General features: G+C 38.8%; 21 protein-coding genes. 7 read left to right on the top strand and 14 right to left on the bottom strand.

Annotated features, from left to right (window positions below):
* Positions 1-54 precede the first annotated feature (54 nt).
* From mnmG to AC21OH_RS07345, 4 genes are all read left to right on the top strand, one after another.
* Positions 55-1,983: a tRNA uridine-5-carboxymethylaminomethyl(34) synthesis enzyme MnmG gene (mnmG, locus tag AC21OH_RS07360; RefSeq protein WP_487370855.1), complete on the top strand. Its 1,929-nt coding sequence runs from the start codon at positions 55-57 to the stop codon at positions 1,981-1,983.
* Between the two features lie 67 nt (positions 1,984-2,050).
* The gene (locus AC21OH_RS07355) at positions 2,051-2,260 is read left to right on the top strand and encodes a ChaB family protein (RefSeq protein WP_486536176.1); all 210 of its coding nucleotides are present in this window, start codon (positions 2,051-2,053) and stop codon (positions 2,258-2,260) included.
* A gap of 34 nt (positions 2,261-2,294) precedes the next feature.
* Positions 2,295-3,281 carry an AEC family transporter gene (locus tag AC21OH_RS07350; RefSeq protein WP_487370854.1) on the top strand — a complete coding sequence of 329 codons (987 nt, stop codon included), beginning with the start codon at positions 2,295-2,297 and terminating at the stop codon, positions 3,279-3,281.
* Positions 3,282-3,423: 142 nt separating this feature from the next.
* On the top strand, positions 3,424-3,774 hold the full coding sequence (locus AC21OH_RS07345) for a hypothetical protein (protein ID WP_487370853.1): 351 nt from the start codon (positions 3,424-3,426) through the stop codon (positions 3,772-3,774).
* 123 nt (positions 3,775-3,897) lie between these two features.
* Here the strand turns inward: AC21OH_RS07345 and AC21OH_RS07340 are convergent, their stop codons facing one another.
* Both AC21OH_RS07340 and AC21OH_RS07335 read right to left on the bottom strand, forming a co-directional pair.
* Positions 3,898-4,899, bottom strand: a complete 1,002-nt coding sequence (locus tag AC21OH_RS07340) for an LLM class flavin-dependent oxidoreductase (RefSeq protein WP_487370852.1) — start codon at positions 4,897-4,899, stop codon at positions 3,898-3,900.
* A gap of 251 nt (positions 4,900-5,150) precedes the next feature.
* Positions 5,151-6,083: a LysR substrate-binding domain-containing protein gene (locus tag AC21OH_RS07335; RefSeq protein ID WP_487370851.1), complete on the bottom strand. Its 933-nt coding sequence runs from the start codon at positions 6,081-6,083 to the stop codon at positions 5,151-5,153.
* A gap of 306 nt (positions 6,084-6,389) precedes the next feature.
* Between AC21OH_RS07335 and AC21OH_RS07330 the strand changes: the two genes are divergently transcribed.
* Both AC21OH_RS07330 and prmC read left to right on the top strand, forming a co-directional pair.
* Positions 6,390-8,288: an AmpG family muropeptide MFS transporter gene (locus tag AC21OH_RS07330; protein WP_487370850.1), complete on the top strand. Its 1,899-nt coding sequence runs from the start codon at positions 6,390-6,392 to the stop codon at positions 8,286-8,288.
* 2 nt (positions 8,289-8,290) lie between these two features.
* On the top strand, positions 8,291-9,205 hold the full coding sequence (prmC, locus tag AC21OH_RS07325) for a peptide chain release factor N(5)-glutamine methyltransferase (RefSeq protein WP_487370849.1): 915 nt from the start codon (positions 8,291-8,293) through the stop codon (positions 9,203-9,205).
* Positions 9,206-9,801: 596 nt separating this feature from the next.
* On the opposite strand, the gene rlmKL is transcribed toward prmC, so the two are convergent.
* The 12 genes from rlmKL to trmB all read right to left on the bottom strand — a co-directional run bounded on the left by rlmKL (position 9,802) and on the right by trmB (position 24,577).
* A complete protein-coding gene (gene rlmKL / locus AC21OH_RS07320) occupies positions 9,802-12,204 on the bottom strand; it encodes a bifunctional 23S rRNA (guanine(2069)-N(7))-methyltransferase RlmK/23S rRNA (guanine(2445)-N(2))-methyltransferase RlmL (RefSeq protein ID WP_487370848.1) in 2,403 nt (800 codons plus the stop codon).
* A 259-nt stretch (positions 12,205-12,463) separates the two neighbouring features.
* Positions 12,464-13,642 (bottom strand): mechanosensitive ion channel family protein, encoded by a 1,179-nt coding sequence (locus AC21OH_RS07315; protein WP_487370847.1) that lies wholly within the window; start codon positions 13,640-13,642, stop codon positions 12,464-12,466.
* Between the two features lie 216 nt (positions 13,643-13,858).
* The gene (locus AC21OH_RS07310) at positions 13,859-15,403 is read right to left on the bottom strand and encodes a dihydrolipoyl dehydrogenase (RefSeq protein WP_487370846.1); all 1,545 of its coding nucleotides are present in this window, start codon (positions 15,401-15,403) and stop codon (positions 13,859-13,861) included.
* Between the two features lie 61 nt (positions 15,404-15,464).
* Complete coding sequence (locus AC21OH_RS07305) at positions 15,465-15,959, bottom strand: peroxiredoxin (protein ID WP_487370845.1); 495 nt, start codon at positions 15,957-15,959, stop codon at positions 15,465-15,467.
* 493 nt (positions 15,960-16,452) lie between these two features.
* On the bottom strand, positions 16,453-16,788 hold the full coding sequence (locus AC21OH_RS07300) for a hypothetical protein (protein ID WP_487370844.1): 336 nt from the start codon (positions 16,786-16,788) through the stop codon (positions 16,453-16,455).
* Positions 16,789-17,082: 294 nt separating this feature from the next.
* On the bottom strand, positions 17,083-17,856 hold the full coding sequence (queC, locus tag AC21OH_RS07295) for a 7-cyano-7-deazaguanine synthase QueC (protein WP_487370843.1): 774 nt from the start codon (positions 17,854-17,856) through the stop codon (positions 17,083-17,085).
* A 179-nt stretch (positions 17,857-18,035) separates the two neighbouring features.
* Positions 18,036-18,791: a DODA-type extradiol aromatic ring-opening family dioxygenase gene (locus AC21OH_RS07290; protein ID WP_487370876.1), complete on the bottom strand. Its 756-nt coding sequence runs from the start codon at positions 18,789-18,791 to the stop codon at positions 18,036-18,038.
* A gap of 692 nt (positions 18,792-19,483) precedes the next feature.
* Positions 19,484-19,657: a hypothetical protein gene (locus AC21OH_RS07285; RefSeq protein ID WP_487371644.1), complete on the bottom strand. Its 174-nt coding sequence runs from the start codon at positions 19,655-19,657 to the stop codon at positions 19,484-19,486.
* A 12-nt stretch (positions 19,658-19,669) separates the two neighbouring features.
* Positions 19,670-20,686 carry a cytochrome d ubiquinol oxidase subunit II gene (gene cydB, locus AC21OH_RS07280; protein ID WP_487371643.1) on the bottom strand — a complete coding sequence of 339 codons (1,017 nt, stop codon included), beginning with the start codon at positions 20,684-20,686 and terminating at the stop codon, positions 19,670-19,672.
* Complete coding sequence (locus tag AC21OH_RS07275) at positions 20,686-22,179, bottom strand: cytochrome ubiquinol oxidase subunit I (protein WP_487371642.1); 1,494 nt, start codon at positions 22,177-22,179, stop codon at positions 20,686-20,688. The genes cydB and AC21OH_RS07275 overlap by 1 nt, the downstream gene beginning before the upstream one ends.
* A 456-nt stretch (positions 22,180-22,635) precedes the next feature.
* Positions 22,636-23,124 carry a 23S rRNA (pseudouridine(1915)-N(3))-methyltransferase RlmH gene (rlmH, locus tag AC21OH_RS07270; protein ID WP_487371641.1) on the bottom strand — a complete coding sequence of 163 codons (489 nt, stop codon included), beginning with the start codon at positions 23,122-23,124 and terminating at the stop codon, positions 22,636-22,638.
* A 667-nt stretch (positions 23,125-23,791) separates the two neighbouring features.
* A complete protein-coding gene (trmB, locus tag AC21OH_RS07265; protein ID WP_487370230.1) occupies positions 23,792-24,577 on the bottom strand; it encodes a tRNA (guanosine(46)-N7)-methyltransferase TrmB in 786 nt (261 codons plus the stop codon).
* Between the two features lie 231 nt (positions 24,578-24,808).
* Between trmB and AC21OH_RS07260 the strand changes: the two genes are divergently transcribed.
* The gene (locus tag AC21OH_RS07260; protein ID WP_487370176.1) at positions 24,809-25,759 is read left to right on the top strand and encodes a DUF2628 domain-containing protein; all 951 of its coding nucleotides are present in this window, start codon (positions 24,809-24,811) and stop codon (positions 25,757-25,759) included.
* Positions 25,760-25,927: the final 168 nt, after the last annotated feature.

Genomic DNA, 25,927 nt, shown 5'->3' with positions numbered 1-25,927 from the left:
AATCAATACTTTTTCTACCCAGTAATTGCTATAAACAGCAGACGAGGCGTCTTTATGTCATCTACTACTACATCAAATACCGCTGGTATTACTTATCCCAAATCGTATGATGTTGTCGTCATCGGTGGCGGACATGCCGGAACCGAAGCCGCCTTAGCCGCTGCACGTATGGGTGCCCAGACGTTACTATTAACCCATAATATTGAGACTTTGGGTCAGATGAGTTGTAACCCTGCTATAGGGGGCATCGGCAAGTCGCATTTAGTTCGCGAAATTGATGCGCTTGGCGGGGCAATGGCACTGGCGACTGATAAAGCGGGTATCCAGTTTCGAGTGTTAAATAGTCGTAAAGGGGCTGCGGTACGTGCTACCCGTGCTCAAGCAGACCGTATTTTATATAAAGCTGCCATTCGCCATACTTTAGAAAACCAGTCTAATTTGGATTTATTCCAACAAGGGGCTGATGATATCTTGGTAAAAAATGGGAAAGCATATGCTGTGGTAACTTCTACCGGTATTGTTTTTAATACCAAGACCGTAGTATTGACCTCAGGCACCTTCTTAGGCGGTGTTATTCATATCGGTATGGATAATGCGAAAGGAGGTCGTGCAGGGGATCAGCCTTCAATCAAACTTGCTGAACGCTTGCGTGAACTAAAACTGCCTGTAGGACGATTAAAGACGGGGACACCGGCGCGTATTGATGCGCGTTCCGTTGATTTTAGTGTGATGAAAGTTCAGCCTGGTGACACACCCATGCCTGTCATGAGCTTTTTGGGTAATGTCGATATGCATCCTGATCAGGTGAATTGCTATATCACGCATACCAATGCCAAAACTCACGATATTATTCGTAAGCATTTAGACCGATCTCCCTTGTTCTCAGGAACCATTGAAGGGGTGGGGCCTCGTTATTGTCCGTCCATTGAAGATAAAATTCATCGCTTCGCTGATAAAGACAGCCATCAAATATTTGTTGAGCCTGAAGGGTTAACCACCAATGAGTTGTATCCTAATGGTATTTCGACTAGCCTGCCATTCGATGTACAGATTGAGTTTATCCGTACCATGGCTGGGTTTGAAAATGCACATGTTACCCGTCCAGGTTACGCTATCGAATATGATTATTTTAACCCGCAAAGCTTGAAGCCTACCTTAGAAACTAAGTCTATTGATAGCTTATATTTTGCAGGTCAGATCAATGGCACTACCGGTTATGAAGAAGCTGGGGTCCAAGGACTGCTGGCAGGTGTAAATGCCGCCTTAGCGACTCAAGAGAATCCCGTGATGGACAGCTGGACGCCACGTCGTGATCAAGCCTATTTAGGCGTATTGGTAGATGATTTAATCACTCATGGTACCAAAGAGCCTTATCGAATGTTTACTAGTCGTGCAGAATATAGACTCCTGTTACGCGAAGACAATGCCGATCAACGTCTAACCGAAATTGGACGTAAATTAGGTCTGGTAGGTGATACTCGCTGGGCGGCTTATGAACAAAAAATGGAGTCTATCGCTACTGAATCAGCACGACTTAAAGATATGTGGGCGACACCAAATAATGAGCTTGGTAAAAAGTTTGCTGAACAAACCGGAGAGCGGCTGTCTAAAGAAGCCACTGCTTATGACTTAATGAAACGTCCTAAAGTCGGCTTTGATGATATTGCAGCAGTTACTGGCGCAGATGTCGCCCCCGATGTGGGTGAGCAAATTGAAATCTCGGTAAAATATGCAGGCTATATTGATCGCCAGCAAGAAGACATTGATCAGATGAAACGTTTGGAAAATACTGAATTACCTGATGATTTTAATTTTGATAATGTTTCCGGCTTATCTAATGAAATTGTGCAGAAGCTGCAAGAGGTGCGCCCAGCAACATTGGGTCAGGCTAGCCGAATAAGCGGTGTGACACCTGCTGCTATACAGCTTTTGGGCATGACTTTAAAGAAACAACGTAAAGGGAGGTCAGCCATAAACACTTAATCTAATAGGGTTAAAACTGACGATAATATAGCTGATAAGTTTTAGAATATTTAAAAGGAGTACTATTATGCCATACGATAAGCTGTCTGATCTGCCTGATGAAGTTAAAGACAACTTGCCTAAACATGGGCAAGAGATTTTCCAAGCGGCGTTTAATAGTGCATCAGAACAATATGATGACGAATCTCGTTGGTTTGCTACAGCTTGGTCTGCGGTTAAAGAAGTTTATGAAAAAAACGACAAAGGTAACTGGGTTAAAAAGCCAGATCATAAATAGTAAAACAATCTGTTAAGAATGGTTTGATTATATTATGCTTGACGCCATTGTTTTTGCTCTAAGTATAGTTTTACCCAACCTTGCTTTGATGGGGTTGGGTTTTTTCATGCGCCGTAAAGGGCAACTAACCAAACCTTTTATAGATGAAGCCTCGAAACTGGTTTTTAATTATGGTCTGCCAGCGCTATTGTTCTTTAGCATAGTGCATAGTGAGGTTGAGCTGGCACAACAAATAAATCTATTATCAGCGGGATTGGTGGCTACCTTAACTTTATTTGTAGGTGCTGAGGTTTATGCCAAACGATTTATTGAACGTGCTGAGGACAAAGGCGTTTTTGTTCAAGGGGTATTCCGCAGTAATATGGCGATTATCGGCTTAGCTACTGTGGCTAATGCTTATGGTAAGGATGGGGTTAGTATTGGTGCCGTCTATATGGGTATCATGACTTTGGTGTTTAACATATTAGCTGTGATTACTCTTAGCCGAACTAGTATTGATAGTGGTGATAATAAAATAAACGCTCGCCGTGAAAACTATGTGATTATGCTAAGTAAACGGATGCTGACTAATCCGTTGATTATTTCTTTAATCACGGCTTTTACTTACAAAGCGTTGTCATCTTTACTGGCTTTTCCTGCTATACCTGACATGATTACCAAAACTGGAGAGCTTCTAGCTGCGATATCTTTACCGTTGGCACTCATATGTGCTGGTGCCACTATTGATGTTAAATCCATGCTTAACTTTTCAGGATTATCCATGCAGGCCAGTATCGGGCGTATTGTTATAGCGCCTTTATTAGCGATAGCTGTGGGTTTCGGCTTTGGATTAACAGGAGTACATATGGGGGTACTGTTTTTGATGGTAGCCTCTCCGACAGCCGCCGCCAGTTACGTCATGGCTAAAGCAATGGGCGGTAATGAAGTGCTTGCGGCAAACATTTTAGCGTTCACCACCGTAGTATCCTTGTTTGGTATGGCGATAGGTGCTGCGGTATTGAGAACTTTAGGATGGATGTAAAATTAAAATCGAAAGTCGAATCTGTGATTTTTTATATATAAATGGTAATTAGATACAGTGGTCGCTTAAGTGATGACTTAGTAACTATTTATAAAAATAGTTGCTATATAAATAGTATTCAAATTTTAATGGTGTTATTAACATGATGTTCAGAACGAAAAGCCCACAAATATGTTTGGCTATTATCAGTATTTTATTAGCATGTTCAGCCCAAGCTATGCCTACCCATGAAGTGATCTTTGAAACCGGTAGTGATTGTGTTAAGTATGAAGGCGACTTAACCCAAGGTAGCTTGTTTCAACTAGAGCTTGAAGACAATCAACAATTGATAGTAACTACAGATGGTCATGTACAGTCGATAATAAACAGTAGCGGGCAGGCATTAAAGGATAAAGGTGGGATAAACTATAGTTATGACTCTACAAGCAACGGTACCCATACTTTAAAAATGGTGGGTAGGAGTAATAGCGAAGTTGAGTTTTGCGTTCTGTAATTTATTAGCTCGTCCAATAGCAATTCAATAGCTATTAATTTAAATTACCATTAAAAAAGCCGATACATGATTATCGGTTTAATTTAATTATTTGTTTATAGTTTATTCATAAGTTCTGAAGGCTTAGGGTTTTAGGTCAAAAACACCTAGCTCAGGTATTAACTCTAACAAGTTTAAGCGGGCTTGCTGATCATAGATATTTGCTGTCACCATTAATTCATCAGGTTGATATTGCTCAATAAAACTCTCAACTTGAGGTCGAACAGTGCTGACACTACCAATGAAAGAGACCGATAAAGCGTCATCGACCGTCGCCTTTTCAGGGGCACTCCATATATTGTCCATAGACTCTACGGGTGCAGGGACTTGACCTCGACCACCACGGCGCAGACGCACAAAGCTTTGCTGAGCAGAGGTAAAGTGATACTCAGCAGTTTTATCATCTTCGGCCAATAGCATATTGGCCGCAAGCATCACATAAGGTTTGTCTAAATATTGAGAAGGCTCAAAGCTGTCGCGATAAGTCGAAATGGCTTGAGTCATCATCCGTGGTGCAAAATGAGAAGCAAATGAATAGGGCAAACCAAGTTTTGCAGCCAAGGTTGCGCCAAATAATGAGGAACCTAAAATCCAAATTGGCACATTACTGTTTGCACCTGGGAACGCTTGTACTGGACTATTATCAGAGTCTTTACCTAAGAAAAATAGCAACTCTTGAACATCTTGCGGGAAGCGTTCAGCATCTTGCATTTGGCGGCGCAGTGCTCTAAAGGTAGCACCATCTGTTCCAGGTGCTCGCCCTAAACCTAAGTCAATTCGATTACCGTATAAAGCTTGCAGTGTACCAAATTGTTCGGCGACAACTAACGGAGCATGATTAGGTAACATTACGCCGCCAGAGCCAATACGAATTTTATTGGTTTTAGCACCTATGTGTGATAATAGTACGGAGGTAGCAGCGCTGGCAATACCTGGCATATTATGGTGTTCTGCCATCCAAAAACGGTTCATGCCTTTAGCTTCTGCTTTTTGAGCCATATCAACGGTATAACTGACCCCTTGTCCGGTAGTTTCACCTTCAGGAACTGGGGCTAAATCTAAAAAAGAAATAGGAATTGTAGTCATAGTTATTCACTCATCGTTATCATATGTATTTAAGTTATACCTAATGATATGACTGTTGAGCCCCTGATTTTCAAGTAAATTATGACGCTATTCATAAATCATAACAATGAGTATGAACCAATAAAAATATTGATGAATTTATTAAAAAACTCTTAATAGATTCAAGAGTTTAAATAAATTTGATTAGAGTTAAGTAGGTAACTAATCTTTAATTAATAAGTCTAAAACTTTAATTTTATTTAAATTAAATGTTATTTACTGTCAAACTGCTGTTGGCACAATTTTATAAAGGCTTTACCAAAATGTCTTATTTCGGCATCGTCTCTTACTGCTATCCAACTGGTAAAGCGACCAAAATGATCAACAGGAATAGCGGTAAGATTCTGATAATGACCTGGTTCAAAGGCCATCTCTGCAATAATACCTACTCCCAGACCTGCGCCCACATACGTACTAATTACGTCTGCATCTAAAGCTGCTAAAACGATTTCAGGATCTAGTCCAGCCTCATGAAAAGTTTGATCTATCACACCGCGACCGGTGAAACCGCCGTGATAGGTCACTATAGGGTAGCTGGCAAGTGTAGGTAAGTCTATGTCTTCATCATTGGCTAATTCATGGTCTTTTGGCACAATCACACGGTGCGACCAATCATAATAACGATAACAGCGTAGATAAGAATTTTGTAATAAAGACTCCGTTGCAATACCAATATCAGCTTGGCCTCGGATAACCATATTGGCTATGGTTTCTGGATCAGCTTGCTGTAGTACCAATTGTACTTTGGGGTATTGCTCTTTAAATTTTTTAATAATCTCAGGCAAAACATAGCGTGCTTGGGTGTGAGTGGTGGCTAGAGTCAAAGTGCCCGTTTGTGGATTATTATAATCCAAACTGATATTTTCAATGGTTCGAATCTCAGTAAATATAGACTCAATATGTGGCAATAAAGCTTCACCTACAGGGGTTAGCCCAGTTAATCGTTTACCTTGACGCACAAATACCTCAGCTTTAAGCTGATTTTCTAAAGCAGAGATGTGTTTCGATAAACTTGATTGGCTTGTGTGCAGTACCTGAGCTGCTTGGCTTAAATTGTAGCCATTAATAACGGTATGCCATACCGTTTCTAATTGCTTCAGCTGAATTTGTAAATGTCTTTGGTTAACGACGACATCAATTGCCATAAAAATATCCTAAGTTGAAAGGCTTTGCTTTTAGTATGGTTTTTGGTAAAACGTAAATAGCCTCACATTATACCCCTATTTAGTCAGTAATCTCTATTTACTACATTTAAAGGCGTAAAGTGAATAAAGCAGTCGTTTGCTAAAGTGTTTGTTAATTAAAGTACTTTTTATTCAAAATGACGAATATTTAAAGTGCTTGTTATTCAAAGTACAGGTTAAATAGAGAGCTTGTAAAGATACGGCTAGTCAAGCTTAAAAATCTAAAGTAACATAACGGCTTTATAGTTTTATAATGATAGGTTCAATATGTCTGTATCCACCTCATCTAAATCTGCCAATTCTTCAGAGCATATGGCCTCACCCAAAAAATCTTGGATTGATTCCTTAAAAGCGTTTAAAGACTTGCGTGTGCTTATTATGTTCTTTTTAGGGTTTGCAGCCGGTCTACCCATTATGCTGATTTTTTCTAGTTTAGGGCTGTGGCTAAATGAAGCAGGGATAGAGCTTAGCATTATCACAATGTTTAGTTGGGCAGGTTTGGGCTATGCGTTTAAGTTTATTTGGGCTCCTTTAATTGATGCTATCCCTGTTCCTATATTGACAAATTGGTTGGGTCGTAGGCGGGCGTGGATGGTGGTGGCGCAACTGCTAATAATTTTGGCCATTTATTTGATGGCAAGTGTCAATCCTGTTGAGCTTAATGTACTACATTTAATGGCGGCAGCCTCAGTGCTATTAGGGTTTTCAGCGGCAACTCAAGACATTGTTATTGATGCCTATCGTATCGAATTAGCACCGCCAGAGATGCAGCCCGTACTTTCGTCCATTTATGTGACTGGCTACCGTATTGGAATGATTGTCGCTGGGGCAGGCTCGTTATATTTAGCGGTATATTTTGGTTCCACCGAAGCACAATATAGTTATGGAGCATGGAGAAATACCTATTATGTAATGGCAGTTATAATGACATTGCCATTACTGACCACTTTTGCAGGTTACGAACCAACCGCTGAGATTTTACAAATCAATAAGCAGCAGCGTAATTTAAAATTGTTTTTATTGTATTCAGCTATTTTATTGATTCCAGGCGTGTTATTTGGATTACCATATTTGGTAGAAACTTTATATAACCGCATAACCGACAGTAGTGCGACTTTAGTTCCCTTAGCTATTTACCCTATTTTAAAGAATTATTTTGCCGTTACGATTGGCATTGCCCCTTTATTGTTACTGTATTTCTTTATTAATCAGCCAAAAATTATTAATAAAGCCCCAACCGTCACCGAATCTAAGAATGATTACTTAAGACTGGTTTTGGTTTTTATACTGTCTGTAATCGTGTTTATTTTAGGTTATAACTTAATTGGTCAAATGCTGCCTGAATTTGAAGATGCATTTGCAGCATTTATGATGGCCACGACACGGTTACTGGGAGGTCTGGCGTTTGCGTTAGTGACGGGTTTTGTATTGGTAAAAGTTGGTTTGGTGAAAAAACAAGTGGCGATGGCGACTTGGATTAATCCTATTATCGACTTCTTTCGTAGATATGGCAAAAAAGCCTTGTTGCTGCTTGCCTTAATAGGCCTATACCGTATTTCTGATATCGTGGCTGGGGTTATCTCAAACGTGTTTTATCAAGAGATGGGTTTTACCAAAACTCAGATTGCTGATGCCGTAAAATTAGTTGGCGTCATCATGGCCATAGTCGGCGGCTTCTTAGGCGGTATGTTGGCTCAAAGAATGCGTATCATGCAAGTCATGATGTTAGGGGCTATTTTAGCATCATCAACTAATTTGCTGTTTATACTGCTAACTTACCATCAAGGCAGCGTAGAGTATATGTACTTTGCGGTGATAATTGATAACCTCGCCTCAGGTTTTGCCAGTATGGTATTTATTGCTTTCTTGTCAGCGCTGACTTCGATTAAATTTACTGCAGTACAATATGCTATTTTCTCATCCATCATGATTTTAATTCCAAAGGTCATAGGCGGTTACTCTGGAGCGATTGTAGAAAATACCAGCTGGCCTTTCTTCTTTTTGTTCACCTTCTTAATTGGTATACCCATTTTGCTACTGATTTATTTGGTTGATAAATACATTGTTATTGGAGGCAATGATGATATTTATGGAGATGAGGTTTTGGAGAGTATTGTTGAAAACGAGGAAAATAGTGACACAAGTAATAACAAGGCCAAATTTTAATTGTGAATAACAATAAAGCTAACTCTAATTTTGCGCATTCATTGGCTAAAGTTAATACAGTTAATGACATAAAACGTAAAGATTACTTTGGATTGCCTAACCATTGGGTAACTGACTGGCTATTACATGTTCTACAGAAACCAGCATCCTTCTTAATCACAGATAGGGATTACGTCCTAACCGACGACGAGCAGGCACAGTTTGAAGTAGGCATTGCTAAGATGCAGGCTGGCACGCCATTGGCTTATTTAACGGGTAAGCAAGCGTTTTGGTCACTAGAGTTTGAAGTAAATGAGCATACGCTTATTCCTAGACCTGACACAGAAGTGTTAGTTGAGCAGGTATTAAATTGGGTTGAGGTTAATAATAAAGATTTTGCAACAGGTGGTTCTAAAACTCCAAAACAGTTGTTAGATTTAGGCACAGGCTCAGGTTGTATTGCCATTAGTTTGGCACATGAGCTGGATAATCTATACCCGAAACAGTGGCAAGTCACAGCTATTGATTACTCAGAACAAGCACTGGCAGTTGCTAAACGTAACGCTCTGCGTAACCACGTTAATAATATCACGTTTGTACAAAGTGACTGGTTTTCAAACATTGAACCCAACCGTAAATTCGATGTTATTGTTTCTAATCCGCCCTATATCGTAGAAAATGATAAACACCTAAACCACCTTATAGCTGAACCTCTAAACGCTTTAGTTGCATCCGAAAATGGGCTTACTGATATTAAACAGATAGTATGCCAAGGCAAGGATTATTCGGTAAATGATGGGTTGTTGGCTATTGAGCATGGGTATGATCAAGGTAATAAGGTACGTGAAATTTTTAATAAAAATGGATTTAATCTCGTAAACACCATCCAAGATTATGGCGGTAACGATAGAGTAACATTAGCTATATATAATAAATAAATCAATAGCTTATAGAAGGAGAACTCATTATTAAACGCTCATTACTAAGTGGCCTTTTATTTTCAAGCGTAGTACTAACTGGTTGTATGTCAACGCATTCCCTACCGAAAAAGCCTATCATGAAAGATGAAAAATATGATTACTTTAAGAATAGTTCTATAAATAAAAAAAATCCTTATTCTATAAAAGACAATGATCAAGTCATAGATACATTGAGAGAGCATAGAGGTAAACCCGTTTCATCGTACCCAATCTGGGAGCCGAGTGGTGCTCCTAACTCTAGTCAATTTAAAAAACATAATAAGTGAAGGCAATAATTGCTTTTGATTAGAAAGTAATCTAATAAAAAAAACCCCGTCATCACTGTAACGGGGGTTGTTTTTTTTATAAAGTTACATAATCCTAAATAAAAAAACTGTCTAAATGGCTTTTATGATTACCCAAAAGGCTGATCTTTTCGATTAAAGAGGAGTAACGGTGTGATATTTTATGATAAGTCCACATTGTTGACACTCGATACTGAAGACACCTAATATTGCTCAATCAAGAAGATAGTAGCGAAAAGTAGCCGTAGCTACTACGCTAATGAGTTAAAGCTATAATTTATGTCTTATCTCAAAACTATGATGGATTGGTTTTTTTGGATTAAAATCAAACCCAATTGTTTGAGAGGTAATCTCAATGACATCATAGCGCTCAAATAATTCTTCATCCATTTCAAATTTGCTAAAGTTATTTGAGAAGTAAATCACGCCTCCATTGGCTAAGCGATTCATAGCACGGTTGATAAGCGCCGTATGGTCACGTTGCACATCAAAGGTACCCTGAAACTTCTTCGAGTTTGAGAAGGTCGGTGGATCAATGAATATCACATCAAACTGGTCGGTATTGTCCTTAATCCAATCAAATATATCCGAGGCAATAAATTGATATTTTGAAGTATTAACGTCCAGACCATTTAAGGCGAAGTTCTGCTTACCCCAGTCAAGATAGTTTTGAGATAAATCGATACTCGTAACCGATTTAGCACCAGCTAAAGCGGCATGCACACTGGCAGTACAGGTATAGGCAAATAGGTTTAGTACATCGGAGCCACGACTGGCTGAGCGAATCATACTGCGCATATTTCGGTGGTCAATAAACAGACCAGTATCCAAATAGTCGGTAAAGTTGACGTAAAAATAAGCGCCATCCTCGAACACCACATGCATTTTACGTTTCTTTTTTGCTTCTTCACGCGCCGCTTGTCGTTTTGCTTCTTCACGAGCTTGCTGAAATTTATTGCCTTTATAGCGGTTACGATTGTCTTTCTTCGGCTCAAGGGTATCGTTTTTCGCTTTCTTATTATTATAAGGGCTTCCCTCAGGGTTACCATACTGGGTATTACCCACTTGACGGGCACGAGTCTTGATAAACACTTGCTCACGGTTAATACCAAACACTTCACGGATACCCATTAACGCTAGGTTAAAGCGTTTACGGGCTGTCTCTGGCGGAATGGTCTTGGGTGGCGCCCATTCTTGGACGTGCACATAGTCACCATAGACATCAATAGCAACTTTATAATCAGGCAAATCGGCATCATATACCCTTAGGTTAGTCACGTCTTCTTTAGCCGCCAGTTTTTTGAGATGATTAACATTTTTTTGGAGGCGATTAACAAAATCTTGAGCTTCATCTACTTTAATTTCAGTTTTTTCAAAGCGAGTGATAAGGTTGTAGCCCTCTGACGGGATGAGCTGACCATAACGGAAATAAACGGTTATGGCGCCGTTGTGACAGCGTAAAGTTTGTGGTTCCTCAATAGGCAACACATCAGCTTGCTCGACATGGGCGGCCAACAAACCGAGCAGGGGCTGATATTTTTGCTTGTTGAAGATATCCTGTAAGGTTAAGCCTAGGCCTTGATATAAGGGCTTAATAAAGTCTACATCGCCCAGACGCTCGCCGTATGGGGGGTTGGTAATAATTAACGGACGTTTCAATTTACGCTCTTGTAGCGGTTTAGCGAGTGCAATTTTAAGTTGCGACAGCGGTCGTGTTTCAAGAGTAATGTGTTCAATTATATCTTGAAGCCCAGCTGCGATTAAGTTTTTATGGGTGGCTTTAATTGCGCCTGCATCGGCATCAAAACCTAGGATGGTAGGCAGTTTCCCACTTGCTGCTTTTTCTAAGCCATTATGAAAACGCTGCTGGGCATCAATAACGCACTGCTCCCATAGCCCAGAATCATGCTCATGCCAATGATAAAAGCCAAACTGTGACTCAGATTTATCAATACCTACCGCATAATCACAATACATAAGTAGCGCTTCAATAATGAAGGTGCCTGAGCCGCACATGGGGTCAATCAGTGCACTATAACTGTTTTTAGTTTTGTGCCAACCTACGGTGTACAACAGACCAGCGGCCAAATTTTCTTTTAACGGGGCATCGGTCATGGCAACACGATAACCACGGCGATGCAGACTGGTCCCTGATAGGTCCAAAAAGATTTCCGCTTGCTTGTCATTGACGGTGGCATAAATAGGGAAGTCAGGCTGGTTACTATCGACATCGGGACGGGCATCAAGTTTTTCACTAAAGGTATCTGCGATAGCGTCTTTGATACGCAGCATGGCAAATTGCTGGCTAACTTGGACGCGCTTGTCAACACTCATGCGGATGGCGAAGGTATTGTCTAGACCAAACCACTGAGTCCAATCTACCGTTTTTGCCAAGCCATTTAATTGTTCTACAACGTCATATTCAGCATTAATATTGCGTTTTTTTATGGGCAGCAAGACACGCGATGCCACACGTGACCACAAGCATATTTTGTATATTTGCTCCAAGCTTGCGCTTACCGCAATTCGGCCGGTACTTTTAAACTCACTGGTAATATCAAAGCTGTCTAACTCTGTTTGCAAAGGAGCTTCTAAGCCATCTGCACAGGTAATAATTATGTCGTAGCAGGTATGGTTTGATACAGAAGGATTTTCGAGGGTAGGGGTGGGCATATTTGGCCTTTACGTTATAAGTAGCTCTATAAATTTGTTTAACATTAAAATCGAAATTGAATACCAATACTATTAGATACAACTATTAAAAAAACCGCCTATATATTAGTGCAAGCTTTAATAGTATAGTCATTAAAAAATAGACGTAAAAAATGATTTTTAAAGTTTAATAAATGAGCGATAGCGATTTAGAAGTAGAATAGTCTTTAAGAGGATAATAGGTGTGATTTTATCATATTTAGTAGTGTCTCTACACGTCTTAAGAGTCTTTGTCTTGACTTAAATGTGTGGTGACCTCGAATGGTTTGGTTTCGATGGGATAGGAAACATCCTTAGGCATGAGTATACGCATATGAGGGTATGGAATACTTATATTTGCTTGTTGCAAACTGGTTTTGATACATTCATGCAAAGATTCTTTTAATTTAGGAATCCGTGCTACTGTCGCAGGCGTCACCCAAAAACGAACAATAAATACAGTGCCAAAATCACTAATATGGTCAACAGTCGCTGAAGGTTCTGGTCGTTTTAGTATGTCTTCATTATCTTCCATAACGTTTAATATAACGTCACGCGCTTTTTGAATGTCGGCTTCAAGAGCTATTCGAGCTCTAATATCAAAACGGATAAAGTTTTTAGAAGTGATGTTGACTACTTGAGAGGAGGCAACCGTATCATTTGGGACGATAACCGTGATGTTATCACGAGTTAAAATGCGTGTCGTTCTGAGCGAAATGAGAATAACACGGCCTTCGATGTCACCTATACTTACCCAGTCACCTACTTGAAAAGACTGTTCAAGCAAAATAGTAATGCCCGCTATAAAGTTTGCTAAAGTGGACTGAGCTGCAAAACCAACTGCTAAACCAACAATACCAAGACCGGCTACAATAGAGACAATATCGAATCCAAATTGCGCCATGACGCTGGCCAAACCCAGAACGATAATAAGTACGGAAAAAATGTTTTTTAATAACTGCTCAATCGAGGCATTTAGTCCGTAATGATTTAATACTCTATTTATAACATGATCGGATGAAGTCCACAGTATGTAATAAATACCCGCCCAAATACTGGCTTTAGCCGTTGCAGTTATTGTTTCATGCTCAATAGCTGTCTGACTCATGATAGCTATCACACAACTGACGACCCAAATATAGCGTAAAGCCGAGCGCGCTATATTCAAGCGTTTTTCCGAAAGTTTAAAACGCTCACGGCTGTGTTTAAGTACGTATATTAATAGCCAATATATGCCGCCTAATAGTGCAAGTAGAATGAATACTTTAATAAGGGTACTAATTAACTCAACACCATGTCCAGCCCAGTCGCGCGACTCTCCTTCTAAGTCGCCTCCGATAGCTATATAAAAGCTTGAATATAAATCTTGCAATATATCTTGAAAAAATGCGCCGATCTTTGAGCCAACATTTTCAGCCATTGGAGGTTCCGTCGAAAAAGATAAAAGTGCTAAATTGTATGTTTAAGTAACTCTAATATACAATATATTTAGATAGAGTTGAAATTTAGATAAAGCTTGGGACACTTTAAGGGGAAAGTGTACTCACTTATATAAAAAAACACTCCAAATAATAATAATTCGGAGTGTTTTTTATTTATACTAAGTTAAAACTATCATACTAAAGATTTATGGAATTTAAGACTCGTACTTGCGAATTTTACCGATAGTATCACGAAGCGCGGTTCTTAATCCTTCGAGTATTGTAGGATGATAAAAAGGACTGGCAAGCAAACCATCAATAGTCACCTCATTTGTTACCGCCGTGGCTAATATGTGAGCCATATATTCAGCATCGGGTCCAACCATAGAAGCACCTAATACTAGACTGGTTTCAGGGCATGCATAGATGCGTAGTAATCCACAGTTCACACCCATAATCCGGCTGCGACCTTGATTATCGAAGCTGACTTCACCAATCACATAAGTTAAGTTATCATCTTTAATATCTTTAATAGACTTACCAATATTCATAATCTGCGGAGAACTAAAAGTGACCGTCATAGCAGTCGCTGCAGTTTTAGATTTCTCTGGGGTAATGTCTGTTAAAAAGTCACTGTCTTCTTCGCAATCAGGATTTTTAGCGATTGCTTCACTAACGCTTAATTTATCTGCTTTACCGCTGATTTTAAGAGCAATCTCTTTACCCGCTAAGTAACCTTCATTACTTGATACATGCAAAATAGGCATGTAGGCATTGGCATCCCCAACGATATAGATATTAGAGTCTTTTATTTGTCCCGTTGTCTTATCTAAATTCTGAGGTTTGTTTTTATCATCAAGCTTTACGCCGACATGTTCAAGCCCAAGCGTATGCAGTGAGTTGCGTCTACCTGTTGCAACCAACACCTTCTCTCCCTGCCAGGTTTTGGCGTTACCATTATAATCCGTATAGTTAATAGTTGCTATGGGTGGGTTAGAGGACTTATCACAAAAAATACCGTCAATACTTGAGCCTAGGTGCATATCAAGGTCTTTTGAAAAGCAATCAATGGCTTTTTGATTGACTGACTCATCTCTTAGGCCGCCCACTCGTACTGATTTATTAAACATGACCACATCCACACCTAAGCGATTCATGGCTTGAGCCAGCTCAAGACCAATAGCGCCTGCACCAATGACCGCCATTGATTTTGGTAAGTCAGGTAATTCAAAAATTGTATCTGAGGTGATAAGCGTCTCGCCAAGAGACTCTTTCCAGCCATCTGGCACAAACGGATTTGAACCGGTAGCAATAACAATATGATCTGCTTTAATTAATTGTACCTCACCCGTGGCAGTATGGGCTTCGATTAAACCTGCGTCATTAAAAACAGCACGGCCATAAATTTTGTTGTTCTCATCCCATTTTTCCACATTATCTAGCGCAAACCCGGCAAAACGGTCCCGTTCTGATTGAACGCGGTGCATGACCTGTTTACCATTAATGCGCGCTTCTGCTTCCACCCCAAACTCACTCGAATGATTGGCATGATGAGCCCGTTCTGCTGCAGCGATAAGCAGTTTACTAGGCATACAGCCCATGGTTGTACAGGTAGTCGACCAAATCCCTTCATTGATAATAACTGCATTATCGGTGGCTTTACTTATTTGTCGATAAGCATTGTGTCCCGCTGTTCCTGCGCCAATGACAGCAGCATCTACATGACGTATATTTTTTGAGTCTTCAATAGTTTGTGACATTCTTATAATTTTCCTAATCTATTTAAAATGTATAACGTTGATTTAGTTTAAAATTTACAGTCTAAGATAACGTTTCAATTAATCTATCGGCATACTCTTTAGCGCGAAGATTACGCTGTGCATGGGTTAGCTTACCTTCCTTATTAAATACAAAGGTGGAGCGCACTAATCCTAAAGTTTTTTTACCATACATATTTTTTTCTTTAATAACATCAAAGTGCTTGCAAAGCTTTTCATCAGAATCACTTAAAAGAGGTATTTGTAATTCTTTTTTCTCAATAAACTTTTTGTGCGATTCAATACTGTCTCTAGATACCCCAATAATGTCATACCCAAGTTTATCAAAGTCTTGAAGCTTATCGGTAAAATCTACTGCTTGCGTAGTACAACCAGGGGTATTGTCTCTGGGGTAAAAATAGAGAATGAGACCATTTTTATTGTTTTCAACTAAATCTTTTAAATTGATTTCACTTTCAATCATCTCGTCATTTATTCTTTGCACCATGGGCATACTAAAGTCTGGTAAAGTAATGTTTTCGTCAGTAGGTTTTGCCATAATTATTTCCCTTGTGATAATAGCAGTAGTCTCTAAAAAATAGTGATAAAGCAACTAGTTATTAAGCAACTAGTTATTAAGCAAGTAGTCATTATGCACGTAGCCTTTATATAAAATAGTCAAAGGCTTAAAGACAACTAAAACGAATTTATAGATTAAAATAAGGTTTGTAATACAATTTTAATCATTTGATTTTAAATTTTATGAGCCAAAAAAAAATTTAGTTAACTGCAAGCATGCAAATAATCCTATAAAAAAAGACTGGCGGTTGCCAGTCTCCTTTCGTAATACTTAAGTGAATTCAAGTATCTATATTAGTGATAACACCAAATATGTGATAGTAAAATGTATAGGATAGTCAACTGTCAATCTACATAGCAATACAAGAGTCAAAACCTTATGTCCAAGAGCATGTTTAACTAAATATGCATTTGATCAATCGCTTATATGATAAAACTACTTAAGCTGCCGTTAAATGAAAACCATTTAATTCTTATTGCGGTTTTTGAGGTGGGTTTAATGTCAGCCCCGTCGTACATTGTTGAAGCTCTTGTTGCATGGTAGCGGCATAAGGGAGGGTAGCAGGATTTTTGCCACTCTGCGCATAGCTTTCAATTTCCCATATTTGTCCAAGTGTCATATTTGCTCTTACATTAACCTGACATTCACACAACTTCATCGCAGTAGAACGATCTGCAATCTTGTATTCTTGCACGCCACTTACGCACTTATCTATTTGATCTTGTTTAATATCTAGCGCATGAGCAGGCGCTCCTATCACAGAACCTAAAACAATAAGAGAAGCTAACTTTTTATTAAACAATGTCATAATTTATATCCTGTATGTTTCATTTACTACTAGCTGCATAAGAGAAAAGTAAATATGTGAGACTAAAATAGAGTAACAACCTTAACAATTCAACCGATTAAATAATAACTATATTTGATATAAGGTTGCAAAGTTATGTTTCTTATTAGTTACAACGTACATAGAGTGCCATTTGAATAACGCTACGGTTATAAACGATACTGTTTTAAAGTTACTAGTTTAAATGCTACTAATTGAATCGGTACTAACTTAAACGCTACTAATTTAAAACAGCCTGTATATATAGCAGCCTTCTTATACAGCGGCATAGCGAGTGGGGTCCGGTAGTCCTGCATCAGCAAACCCTCTTTTTCTAAGCGTGCAACTGTCACAAACGCCGCAAGCCCTACCTTGTGCATCAGCTTTATAGCATGAAATAGTTTGTTCATATTCGACGCCTAATGAATGTCCCAGTTCAATCGTTTCCGCTTTAGACAGTTTCTGTAGAGGTGTTTGAATATGCAGTTTATGACCTGTTACACCTGCTTTAGTGGCTAGATTTGCCATGGTCTCAAAGGCATTGATATATTCTGGTCGACAGTCAGGGTAACCTGAGTAGTCAACTGAACTTACGCCAATGACGATGTGATTGGCGTTGGTAACTTCCGCCACAGCCAATGCATATGACAAAAATATCGTATTACGCGCCGGCACATAAGTGTTAGGAATGGCTTGATTATCAATCGTATCATTATGGGTTAGAAATTTGTCAGCATCACCATCGGGTACGCTTAACTCATAATCAGTAAGCGATGAGCCACCTAGCTGAGCGATATCGATATCAATTATTTTATGATCAACTTTTGCTTGTTTGGCTATGTCTTTAGCGGCAACGAGCTCACTATTATGACGTTGACCATAATTAAAGCTCACCGCAGTCACTTTAGCATATCTATCTTTCGCCCAATACAGGCAAGTCACAGAGTCTAATCCCCCAGAGAGTAGTACCACTGCATTTTGTGAGGCATCTAATAGTGATGGGTCGCTAGGATTGTTAGTGTGAGATGCAGAAGTATCGAGATTCGTCATATTTAGGGTCCTGAACATCATACAATGTTATAAAGTTAAAGTTGTAAAAAAGAGTAGGGGGTAACGCTGATTTACTACTCCTTAAATCGTAGAACGCTTTATTAAGATTCCATAGTTATAGGATTTTACAGCCGTAGAATTATACGGACATTGCTATACAAAAGCGTTATATTATTGACTTAGTCAAACCGATATATGTCCATGCCTAAACTATGGTGTGCCATACTTTCATGGATGACAGACATTCGCTGACCACACCCTAAGGCAAAAAACAAAGGTAACAAATGCTCAGAGCTTGGATGGATTGCAGTTATGTTATCAAAATTTTGCCATTCTAAGGCTTTAGGTATGTCAGTTTTGAGTTGAGATAAAAGCCACGTCCTAAAATTTTTAGCGGCTAAGTCTTCGCTAGACGCATCCCATTTTAGTCGTTTTAAATTGTGAGTGATACTACCAGAACCTATAATCATTATTTGCTGATGCCTTAATAATGAGAATAGACTTCCTAATTGATAGCAAGCATAAGCGTCATAATGCTGCGGCAATGAGACTTGCACGATTGGAATGTCCGCTAAAGGATAAAGATGCATGAGCGGTGCCCAAACGCCATGATCTAAAGGACGCAATGGATTTAAACTATTTAAAATCCCCATATCGTTTAGTTGATGAGATAAAGATTCAGCAAGTTTGGGATTACCTTTGGCTGGATATTCAAGATCATATAAAGCATTATCAAAACCTGAAAAGTCATGCCAAGTAGGTGGCATAGGGTTACTTGATATTTCTAAAGAGCGGCTAACCCAGTGTGCGGACATGATAATGATAGCATTGGGTTTAGGTAAGTTGTGCCCGGTTCGTGCTAAAGCATTAGTGTTGGTATTTCTATCTAGGGCGAATGACGGCGCACCGTGAGATATAAATAAACTGGGTAACATGCTGGCAGGACTATGCGGCGCCAACACATCACTAGCATCAAGCGGCACAACCTTCGTTAGATTGCTTAATGCTATATAATTTTTTCTTATTGTCTTTCTCTTTTTACTAGACATAGATATTGATCTATCATAATTATGAGATAGTACTGTATTAGGAAAAGTGCTTTTAGACGACTCTGCACGAGCCAACGCTCTACGATTCGTCTTTAGGTTTGAATTAGTAGTATGTGCATTAGAATTGGTCTTCTAGAAAATATGGGGTCAAGATAAAGCATTTTAAATAGGGTATTATCTTAAAGGTTGTCAAAGTCTTTTTATGTTGGTCAGTTACAGTTTGAGATATATTAGATTTAATATTTAAATTAATTAATTAATGGCTGTTTTGAGTAGGGTTTATTAAATTATGAGTCTACTGAGTATTTATGTGAAAATTATTTTGTAGAAGTATTTTTGGTTTAAACAATATTTGAGTAACTTAATCTTTACATGCTTTATTGCCAAGACTATAAAGCGCCCGTAGAAGAAGTTGATAAAGAAACTATATCTTTAGTTAGAATCAGTAGTTAGAAATAGTGTTTACTATTAGCTCTTTAAAACTTTATTTGCAAGCTTGGATTTTAAATCATTGAATTAAACCACTATATAAATAATAACGACTAAAGATCTATAATTTATTTATATGTATATAAACCTTAAATCCCCATACCCCATTTTATTAGCTTAGCGATTAATAAAACAGTTAGCAATCCAGTTAGATAAAGACCCACAAACCAAACCCACTGGGACTGTTTTTTAGACAGTCCTTTAATGGGTTTAGGATTAGAGGCGGAATACCTCTCCTCAGAATTTTCTTTAATACGTTTCATACACAAGCCCTGTTAATACATGTGTTCATGCGAGCTCTTACCTTTAAAGACATAATAGCCATAAGCGGTATAGCTCAAAATAATGGGTAGCATAATAGCTGCACCAATCAACATAAAGGACAGTGAAGTGTCGGCAGCGGCCGCTTCATGCATCGTCATCTCATACGGTACGATATAAGGGAATACTGCGGAACAAACACCTATATAGCCCATCAGAAATAATAAAATCGTCAATAGAAATGGACGGTATTCACGCTCACCCTTTAGGTCTTTACGCATAACAAAAAACAGCGCAATGGCAATCAGCGGCATCGGCGCAAGGTACAATAACGTTGGGAATTTAAACCAATGCGAAGTTGCTTCAACATTTAAGAAGAACATGGACACGGTTACCACACCCATCGCAACAAGTAGAGCAATAAGCAGCCAATACGCGACTTTACGCGCCCATGTTTGTAGCTTATCTTCAGATTTTATAATCATCCATGTTGCGCCTAATAAGGCGTAACCGATGATAATCGCAATACCACAAACAAAGGCAAAAGGCGTTAACCAATCAAATTGTCCACCTGCAAATAAACGGTATTTAACTTCTAAACCTTGTATCAGCGCAGCTAACATGACGCCTTGCATAAACGCAGCTAGAACAGAGCCAATATGAAAACAAAAGTCCCAGATATATCGTCGTTGTTTGGCTTTAAAACGAAACTCAAAGGCAACACCGCGCAAGATTAACCCGAATAGCATAAAGATAACGGGTAGATACAGTCCTGTCATTATAATACCATATGCGACTGGAAACGCAGCAAACAAGCCGCCACCGCCCAATACCAACCAGGTTTCATTGCCATCCCAAAAAGGGGCTATGGAGTTCATTATTCGACTGCGGTTTTTGTCTGATCCTGCAAAGGGAAATAGGATGCCGCAGCCCAAATCAAACCCATCAAGTAACACATAAACAAATACCGCCAGTGCGATAAGCCCGCCCCAAATGAGTGGTAAATCGAGTACATCACCAAAATTCATCATTAGCGTAATCCCTTTTCATTATCATCAGCGGGCGATGAGAGGTCTTTACCTTCTTTAGTATGTTCTTCTGGGTTGCTATCGCCACTTAAAGTGCGACCCTGACCTTCTGTGATTGAGTGTTCGAAGAAATTATCATCATCGACATCTTCAAAAGGTTGTGGGCCTAATGCAATTAAACGCAAAATATATATCGTCGCTGAACCAAAAATGAAAGTATACACGATAATGAATCCTGCCAAACTGGTCGCAATTTGCGAGCTAATAAGGGGTGATGCGCTGTCCGCTGTCCGCAATACACCATAAACAGTATACGGCTGTCTTCCGGTTTCGGTGACAAACCATCCAGCTAACAATGCGATAAATCCTAATGGCGTCATTGCCATCCAAGCGTAATGAAATACTTTATTATCTCTATCAAAATGCCGCTTTTTAAAATAGTTGTATGCGCTCATCAGCCCCACCGCAACCATCAATAAGCCAATACCGACCATGATACGAAACGCCCAAAAAACGATGAGCACTGGAGGTTGATCTTCAGGCGCCCAGTTCTTCAAGCCTTTTACTTCACCATCCAATGAGTGAGTTAAGATGAGTCCAGACACATATGGAATTGATAGCTCATAGTCGTTACTTTGGGTGTCTTGATTAGGAATCGCAAAAAGACGCAAAGCAGCGCCTCGCTCATCTTCCCAAATACCCTCCATTGCCGCTACTTTTGCTGGTTGATGCTCTAAGGTGTTTAAGCCATGTTCATCTCCAATAAACACCTGCAAAGGCGCAATAAGCGTCGCCATAATCATTGCCATGCCCAGCATAACCTTACCGTGCGGGCGGTGATCAGCGTGTTTTTTAGACTGTAGATAGTAGGCGCCGATGCCACCGACTACAAAAGCGGTGGTTAAAAAGGCTGCTGTCATCATGTGTGCATAACGATACGGAAAAGAGGGGTTAAAAATAATTTCCATCCAACTTTCAGGATATAACAGCCCGTCCGCCCCTATAGAAAACCCTTGAGGCGTTTGCATGAAGCTATTCGCTGACAAAATCCAAAAACCAGAAATCAACGTGCCTATTGCAACAATGGCTGTAGCTACAAAGTGCATTCTTTTACTAACACGTCCCCATCCGAATAGCATGATTCCCAAGAAGGAGGCTTCTAAGAAAAAGGCAGTCAGAACTTCATAGGCAAGCAGTGGCCCGAGTACGTTACCAGTTCTGTCTGAAAATACAGCCCAGTTAGTCCCAAACTGATAGGACATGACTATGCCGGAAACCACACCCATACCAAACACAACAGCAAATATTTTTGACCAATGTTTATACACTTCAGCATAGATAGCATCTCCAGTTTTCAGCCACCGAAATTCGAGTACGGCCAACCAACAAGCCAAGCCGATGCTAAATGCTGGAAATACAATATGAAAAGAGACAACATAGGCGAATTGTATGCGAGCCAGAAGAATGGGGTCTAACTCGGTTAAAAAAGAGAACATTATGATCACCGTTGTACGATAAAGTTAAGACCAGTATAGCTATAAATAATTAAGACTTTAGACTCGCTTAGCCTACGTTAGTAATGTCTAAGATGATTGCCTAAGTCGTCTTTTAATAGCTAGCAACTACAATTATAAGTTGAAAAAGGTTATATATTGAAAGTTATGGATTTAAAAAAGGCAGGATGAACCACGCGATAAACCTAATTAATCTTAATACACGAATACACACTCATTTTGTTCATTTTAAAAGTTAAAAACTAATATAGAATGTGATGCTCGAATCAATAGAATGGCGTCTAGAATATATTAATGACATAGGGTTTAACATTAGTAAAAGTGTTAAACCCGATATGAAATTATAATGGCTATGTTTGCCAGTCATTTATAGCTTATCAATTATTAGATTAGTAGTAGATTAGCAACAATCAGTAGAATATCAATAAGGGTCATACCTTAATTACCTCGATGATAAGGGTGATTATTATTAATGCTCATGGCCCTATAAAGCTGCTCCATTAAAACTACTCGCACTAAAGGATGAGGTAGGGTGAGTGCTGATAGAGACCATTTGAAATCTGCAGCGGCTAAAACTTCAGGAGATACCCCATCTGCACCGCCTATGACTATAGCAATATCATCCCCAAACTGCATTGCATCGTCTAGTTTAGCAGCCAACTGTTCTGTAGATATCATTTTGCCTTTAACATCTAGTACCCATAGCTTTTCACGTTTATTAGAAGCATGGGCAGATAAAATTGTTGACCCTTCTTGCTCTCGGTATTGAATTAGATTCACTTCTGACGGTTTGTTAGAGCGTTTAGCAGGCGATAAGTCTAATATCTCAGTCGTTAGCATCGGTTGTATACGCTTATGGTATTCATCAAAACCTGTATAAACCCATTTGGGCATTTTTGAGCCTATACTTAGGATGCGTAACTTCATTATAACCTCTATATGTGAAAGATGTTTTAAGGGTGAGCGGCAAGTCAATATTATTATTGATCTATATAGAAATTATACTTGCTTAATAGGGTATATATTTTAAATATCAGTCTTCCTAATAGTTTGATAATTAAAGCAAAGCGCCTCTGTATATGTCTATAAATCACAATTAAATAGTAATGTAAAATACATTTATCCACAAGTAACAAAATAATATTCACGCCACTGTGAAACTTAATTTATAGATTAATAAAAGAATAAAATTAATTTTAAAAAATTAATAATTAATATTATATGTTTATAAATTATTGATTTTATTATATATTTTTTTTGTTTAAATTTTATACAATCTAGTTCAATCTACCTCATACCGTAGGTTTAAACTTGTCAATGCCTCGGTTATCCACAAAGTTATCCACAGTTAATGGGGAAAACTTTTGAACCCCTTATAATTGTTAGCTATGCGCGTATAATTTTCTAACATTCATAAAGTATAAAAATTATATTCATTAAAATTTTTTAAAGTTACTGAACTATAAAATCTTAATTTTTAAAGGTTTCACATCCTTTTATTAATTGTTAATCTGATTAATAAGCTAATACATAAGTGAGGTCATTTTGTGGTTTATTTATCTATCTATTTAAGTCAGAGTCAAACCATAATAGATCAATCTTTAATATATATTAAATCCCAAACTCCGTGACCACGTTCAATACCTCTTTGTTCAAATTTAGTTTTAGGCCGAAAATCAGGACGCGGTGTAAAGTTGCCCTTGCCAGCAGTATTAGTCAGTCCTTCAAAATCATCTAGAACGTCTAACATCCAAAAAGCATAATGCTCCCAATCAGTTGCCGTATGGAACCAACCTCCCTGTTTCAAACAGCGGGTTACTATCTCCATACGTTTAGGACTAACGAACCGGCGCTTATAATGGCGTTTTTTCTGCCATGGGTCGGGAAAATACAACTGAATTCGATCAATATGATTTTCTGGTAGCTGCTGCATTAGCTGAATGGCATCACCATTGATGATTTTTAAGTTAGTAAGCCCTTCTTCTTTGGCCATAAACGCACATTTACCGATACCTGGCTCGTGTACCTCTATCCCAACAAAATTACGCTTAGGATCAGCCTTTGCCATGTCTATCAATGACCCACCCATGCCAAAGCCTATCTCGAATGTCAAAGGAGCATCAGGACCATTGGGCGTTAGATTTGCATCGGTAAATAAAGAACGTAAACTTGTAATACCACTGACAATACCTTGTCCTCTTTCATCCGTCGTATTAACAATATATTTAGTATAAGCGGGATCGGTTAAGGCTTGTTCAGCATGTTTACTAACATGAGTACGGCGTTTCATAAATGTATTAATCATACGGCGATGTAACACCTCATCTTTGCTTGAGGTAGTAATAGTGCTGTCTTGTGATTCTACATTTTTAACCTCCATATCATGAGACTTAGGTGAGATTTTTTCAAGCTCAGATGGCTTGGTCGTTATTGAATTATCGGTGCTCATATCGGTAATGTATGTCCTTTAACATTTACATAAAAAAGTAACTAAAAAAAAGGTTAGATTTGGCGTATTATAAACACAAACCCTTTATAAAACGATGTTTAACCCTATAGTTTGTATAGTAGAGCAATTCAGAATTTGTCATATAACTACAATTAGGTTGTTATGTTATTTATCGAAGAGACGTCACCTCCACCTTTTTATCAAGAACAGCTAAGCGATGAGCAGCGTACACAGCTTGATAAATGGTTTATTGGTAAACGTTCACAGTCTTATTATTTGAAACGCTTTAAAGCATTTGATGAGCAAGGGTATTTATCCGCTAAGTGGCATTGGGCGGGTTTTTTTGCCACATTTGGTTGGTTATTATACCGCAAGCGCTATATGGACTGTATCGTTTATACAGTTGCAGGTTGGTCGTTCGTCCAGTTGAATGTCGCTATCATCCTTAGTCTTTTTGAATTTTTGTTTGTGTCTTCATTTCCTGATGCTTATCAAATGATTTTCCGTCTAAGTGTTGCAGGAATTATATGGTTATTTTGGTCGTTTATGGTGGCGCGGTGGTCCGATGCTTATTACTATCGCATGGCACGTCGTGAAATTGCAGATGCTCTGCAGGATTACCCGCGTGACCCTGAAAAACAAAAACAACACTTGCAGCGTGAAGGCGGGGTTAGTGTGGTAGGTTTGGCCATAGCTTTTGGTATGTTTTTATTCACGTTGCTGGTGATACAACAACAGTTTTTACCACTGTATGCGAAACCTAAAGAAAATGGCATTATCCAAGATACTTTTATTGAAACGCGCATTGCAACAACTCAATTAGAAAAGTTTTATAGCTCGCAAGGCTATTGTCCTGTAGATATAGAGTTTGATAATGATATTAATAATTTAACAAACTTAACGTTTGATGTGACTCAAAGTACGCCTTCTTTAGGTAACCTACAAACCAGCTGTGTGCTTATCGCCACCATTCAAAATGTACCATTCCCCAATCGAAATTTAAACAATCAAACCTATATCATGTACCGTACCAGTACTAATAAAACCGAAGAATGGAGATGCATGACTACACTAAATGACAAACAAAAGCCTTCAATATGCCGTGAAGACTAGTATCTCAATTTAAACCTAATAAATAACTTTGGCAATCGACTTGAACCAACACCTTAAACTGATTGATAGGGACTTGCCCTATACCTTTACAATCAATTTGCCGTTATTCCCTTTACATTTTAGTACTTTAGCACCTTAGTACCTTAGAACCTGTCTCTAAGAAGGTCG

This window comes from Psychrobacter sp. CX10, assembly GCF_057621575.2.
Note: the sequence above shows the minus strand (reverse complement) of the source record. Positions and strands in the feature narration are given on the sequence as shown.

Excerpts from the sequence above, each read along its gene's own strand:
- AC21OH_RS07285 (WP_487371644.1), bottom strand. The coding sequence starts at position 19,657 with ATGAAACGTATTAAAGAAAATTCTGAGGAGAGGTATTCCGCCTCTAAT.
- AC21OH_RS07260 (WP_487370176.1), top strand. The coding sequence starts at position 24,809 with ATGTTATTTATCGAAGAGACGTCACCTCCACCTTTTTATCAAGAACAG.
- rlmKL (WP_487370848.1), bottom strand. The coding sequence starts at position 12,204 with ATGCCCACCCCTACCCTCGAAAATCCTTCTGTATCAAACCATACCTGC.
- AC21OH_RS07290 (WP_487370876.1), bottom strand. The coding sequence starts at position 18,791 with ATGTTACCCAGTTTATTTATATCTCACGGTGCGCCGTCATTCGCCCTA.
- AC21OH_RS07300 (WP_487370844.1), bottom strand. The coding sequence starts at position 16,788 with ATGACATTGTTTAATAAAAAGTTAGCTTCTCTTATTGTTTTAGGTTCT.
- AC21OH_RS07355 (WP_486536176.1), top strand. The coding sequence starts at position 2,051 with ATGCCATACGATAAGCTGTCTGATCTGCCTGATGAAGTTAAAGACAAC.
- AC21OH_RS07335 (WP_487370851.1), bottom strand. The coding sequence starts at position 6,083 with ATGGCAATTGATGTCGTCGTTAACCAAAGACATTTACAAATTCAGCTG.
- rlmH (WP_487371641.1), bottom strand. The coding sequence starts at position 23,124 with ATGAAGTTACGCATCCTAAGTATAGGCTCAAAAATGCCCAAATGGGTT.
- AC21OH_RS07340 (WP_487370852.1), bottom strand. The coding sequence starts at position 4,899 with ATGACTACAATTCCTATTTCTTTTTTAGATTTAGCCCCAGTTCCTGAA.
- AC21OH_RS07330 (WP_487370850.1), top strand. The coding sequence starts at position 6,390 with ATGTCTGTATCCACCTCATCTAAATCTGCCAATTCTTCAGAGCATATG.
- cydB (WP_487371643.1), bottom strand. The coding sequence starts at position 20,686 with ATGATGAATTTTGGTGATGTACTCGATTTACCACTCATTTGGGGCGGG.
- trmB (WP_487370230.1), bottom strand. The coding sequence starts at position 24,577 with ATGGAGGTTAAAAATGTAGAATCACAAGACAGCACTATTACTACCTCA.
- AC21OH_RS07315 (WP_487370847.1), bottom strand. The coding sequence starts at position 13,642 with ATGGCTGAAAATGTTGGCTCAAAGATCGGCGCATTTTTTCAAGATATA.
- AC21OH_RS07350 (WP_487370854.1), top strand. The coding sequence starts at position 2,295 with ATGCTTGACGCCATTGTTTTTGCTCTAAGTATAGTTTTACCCAACCTT.
- AC21OH_RS07345 (WP_487370853.1), top strand. The coding sequence starts at position 3,424 with ATGATGTTCAGAACGAAAAGCCCACAAATATGTTTGGCTATTATCAGT.
- AC21OH_RS07305 (WP_487370845.1), bottom strand. The coding sequence starts at position 15,959 with ATGGCAAAACCTACTGACGAAAACATTACTTTACCAGACTTTAGTATG.
- mnmG (WP_487370855.1), top strand. The coding sequence starts at position 55 with ATGTCATCTACTACTACATCAAATACCGCTGGTATTACTTATCCCAAA.
- queC (WP_487370843.1), bottom strand. The coding sequence starts at position 17,856 with ATGACGAATCTCGATACTTCTGCATCTCACACTAACAATCCTAGCGAC.
- AC21OH_RS07310 (WP_487370846.1), bottom strand. The coding sequence starts at position 15,403 with ATGTCACAAACTATTGAAGACTCAAAAAATATACGTCATGTAGATGCT.
- AC21OH_RS07275 (WP_487371642.1), bottom strand. The coding sequence starts at position 22,179 with ATGTTCTCTTTTTTAACCGAGTTAGACCCCATTCTTCTGGCTCGCATA.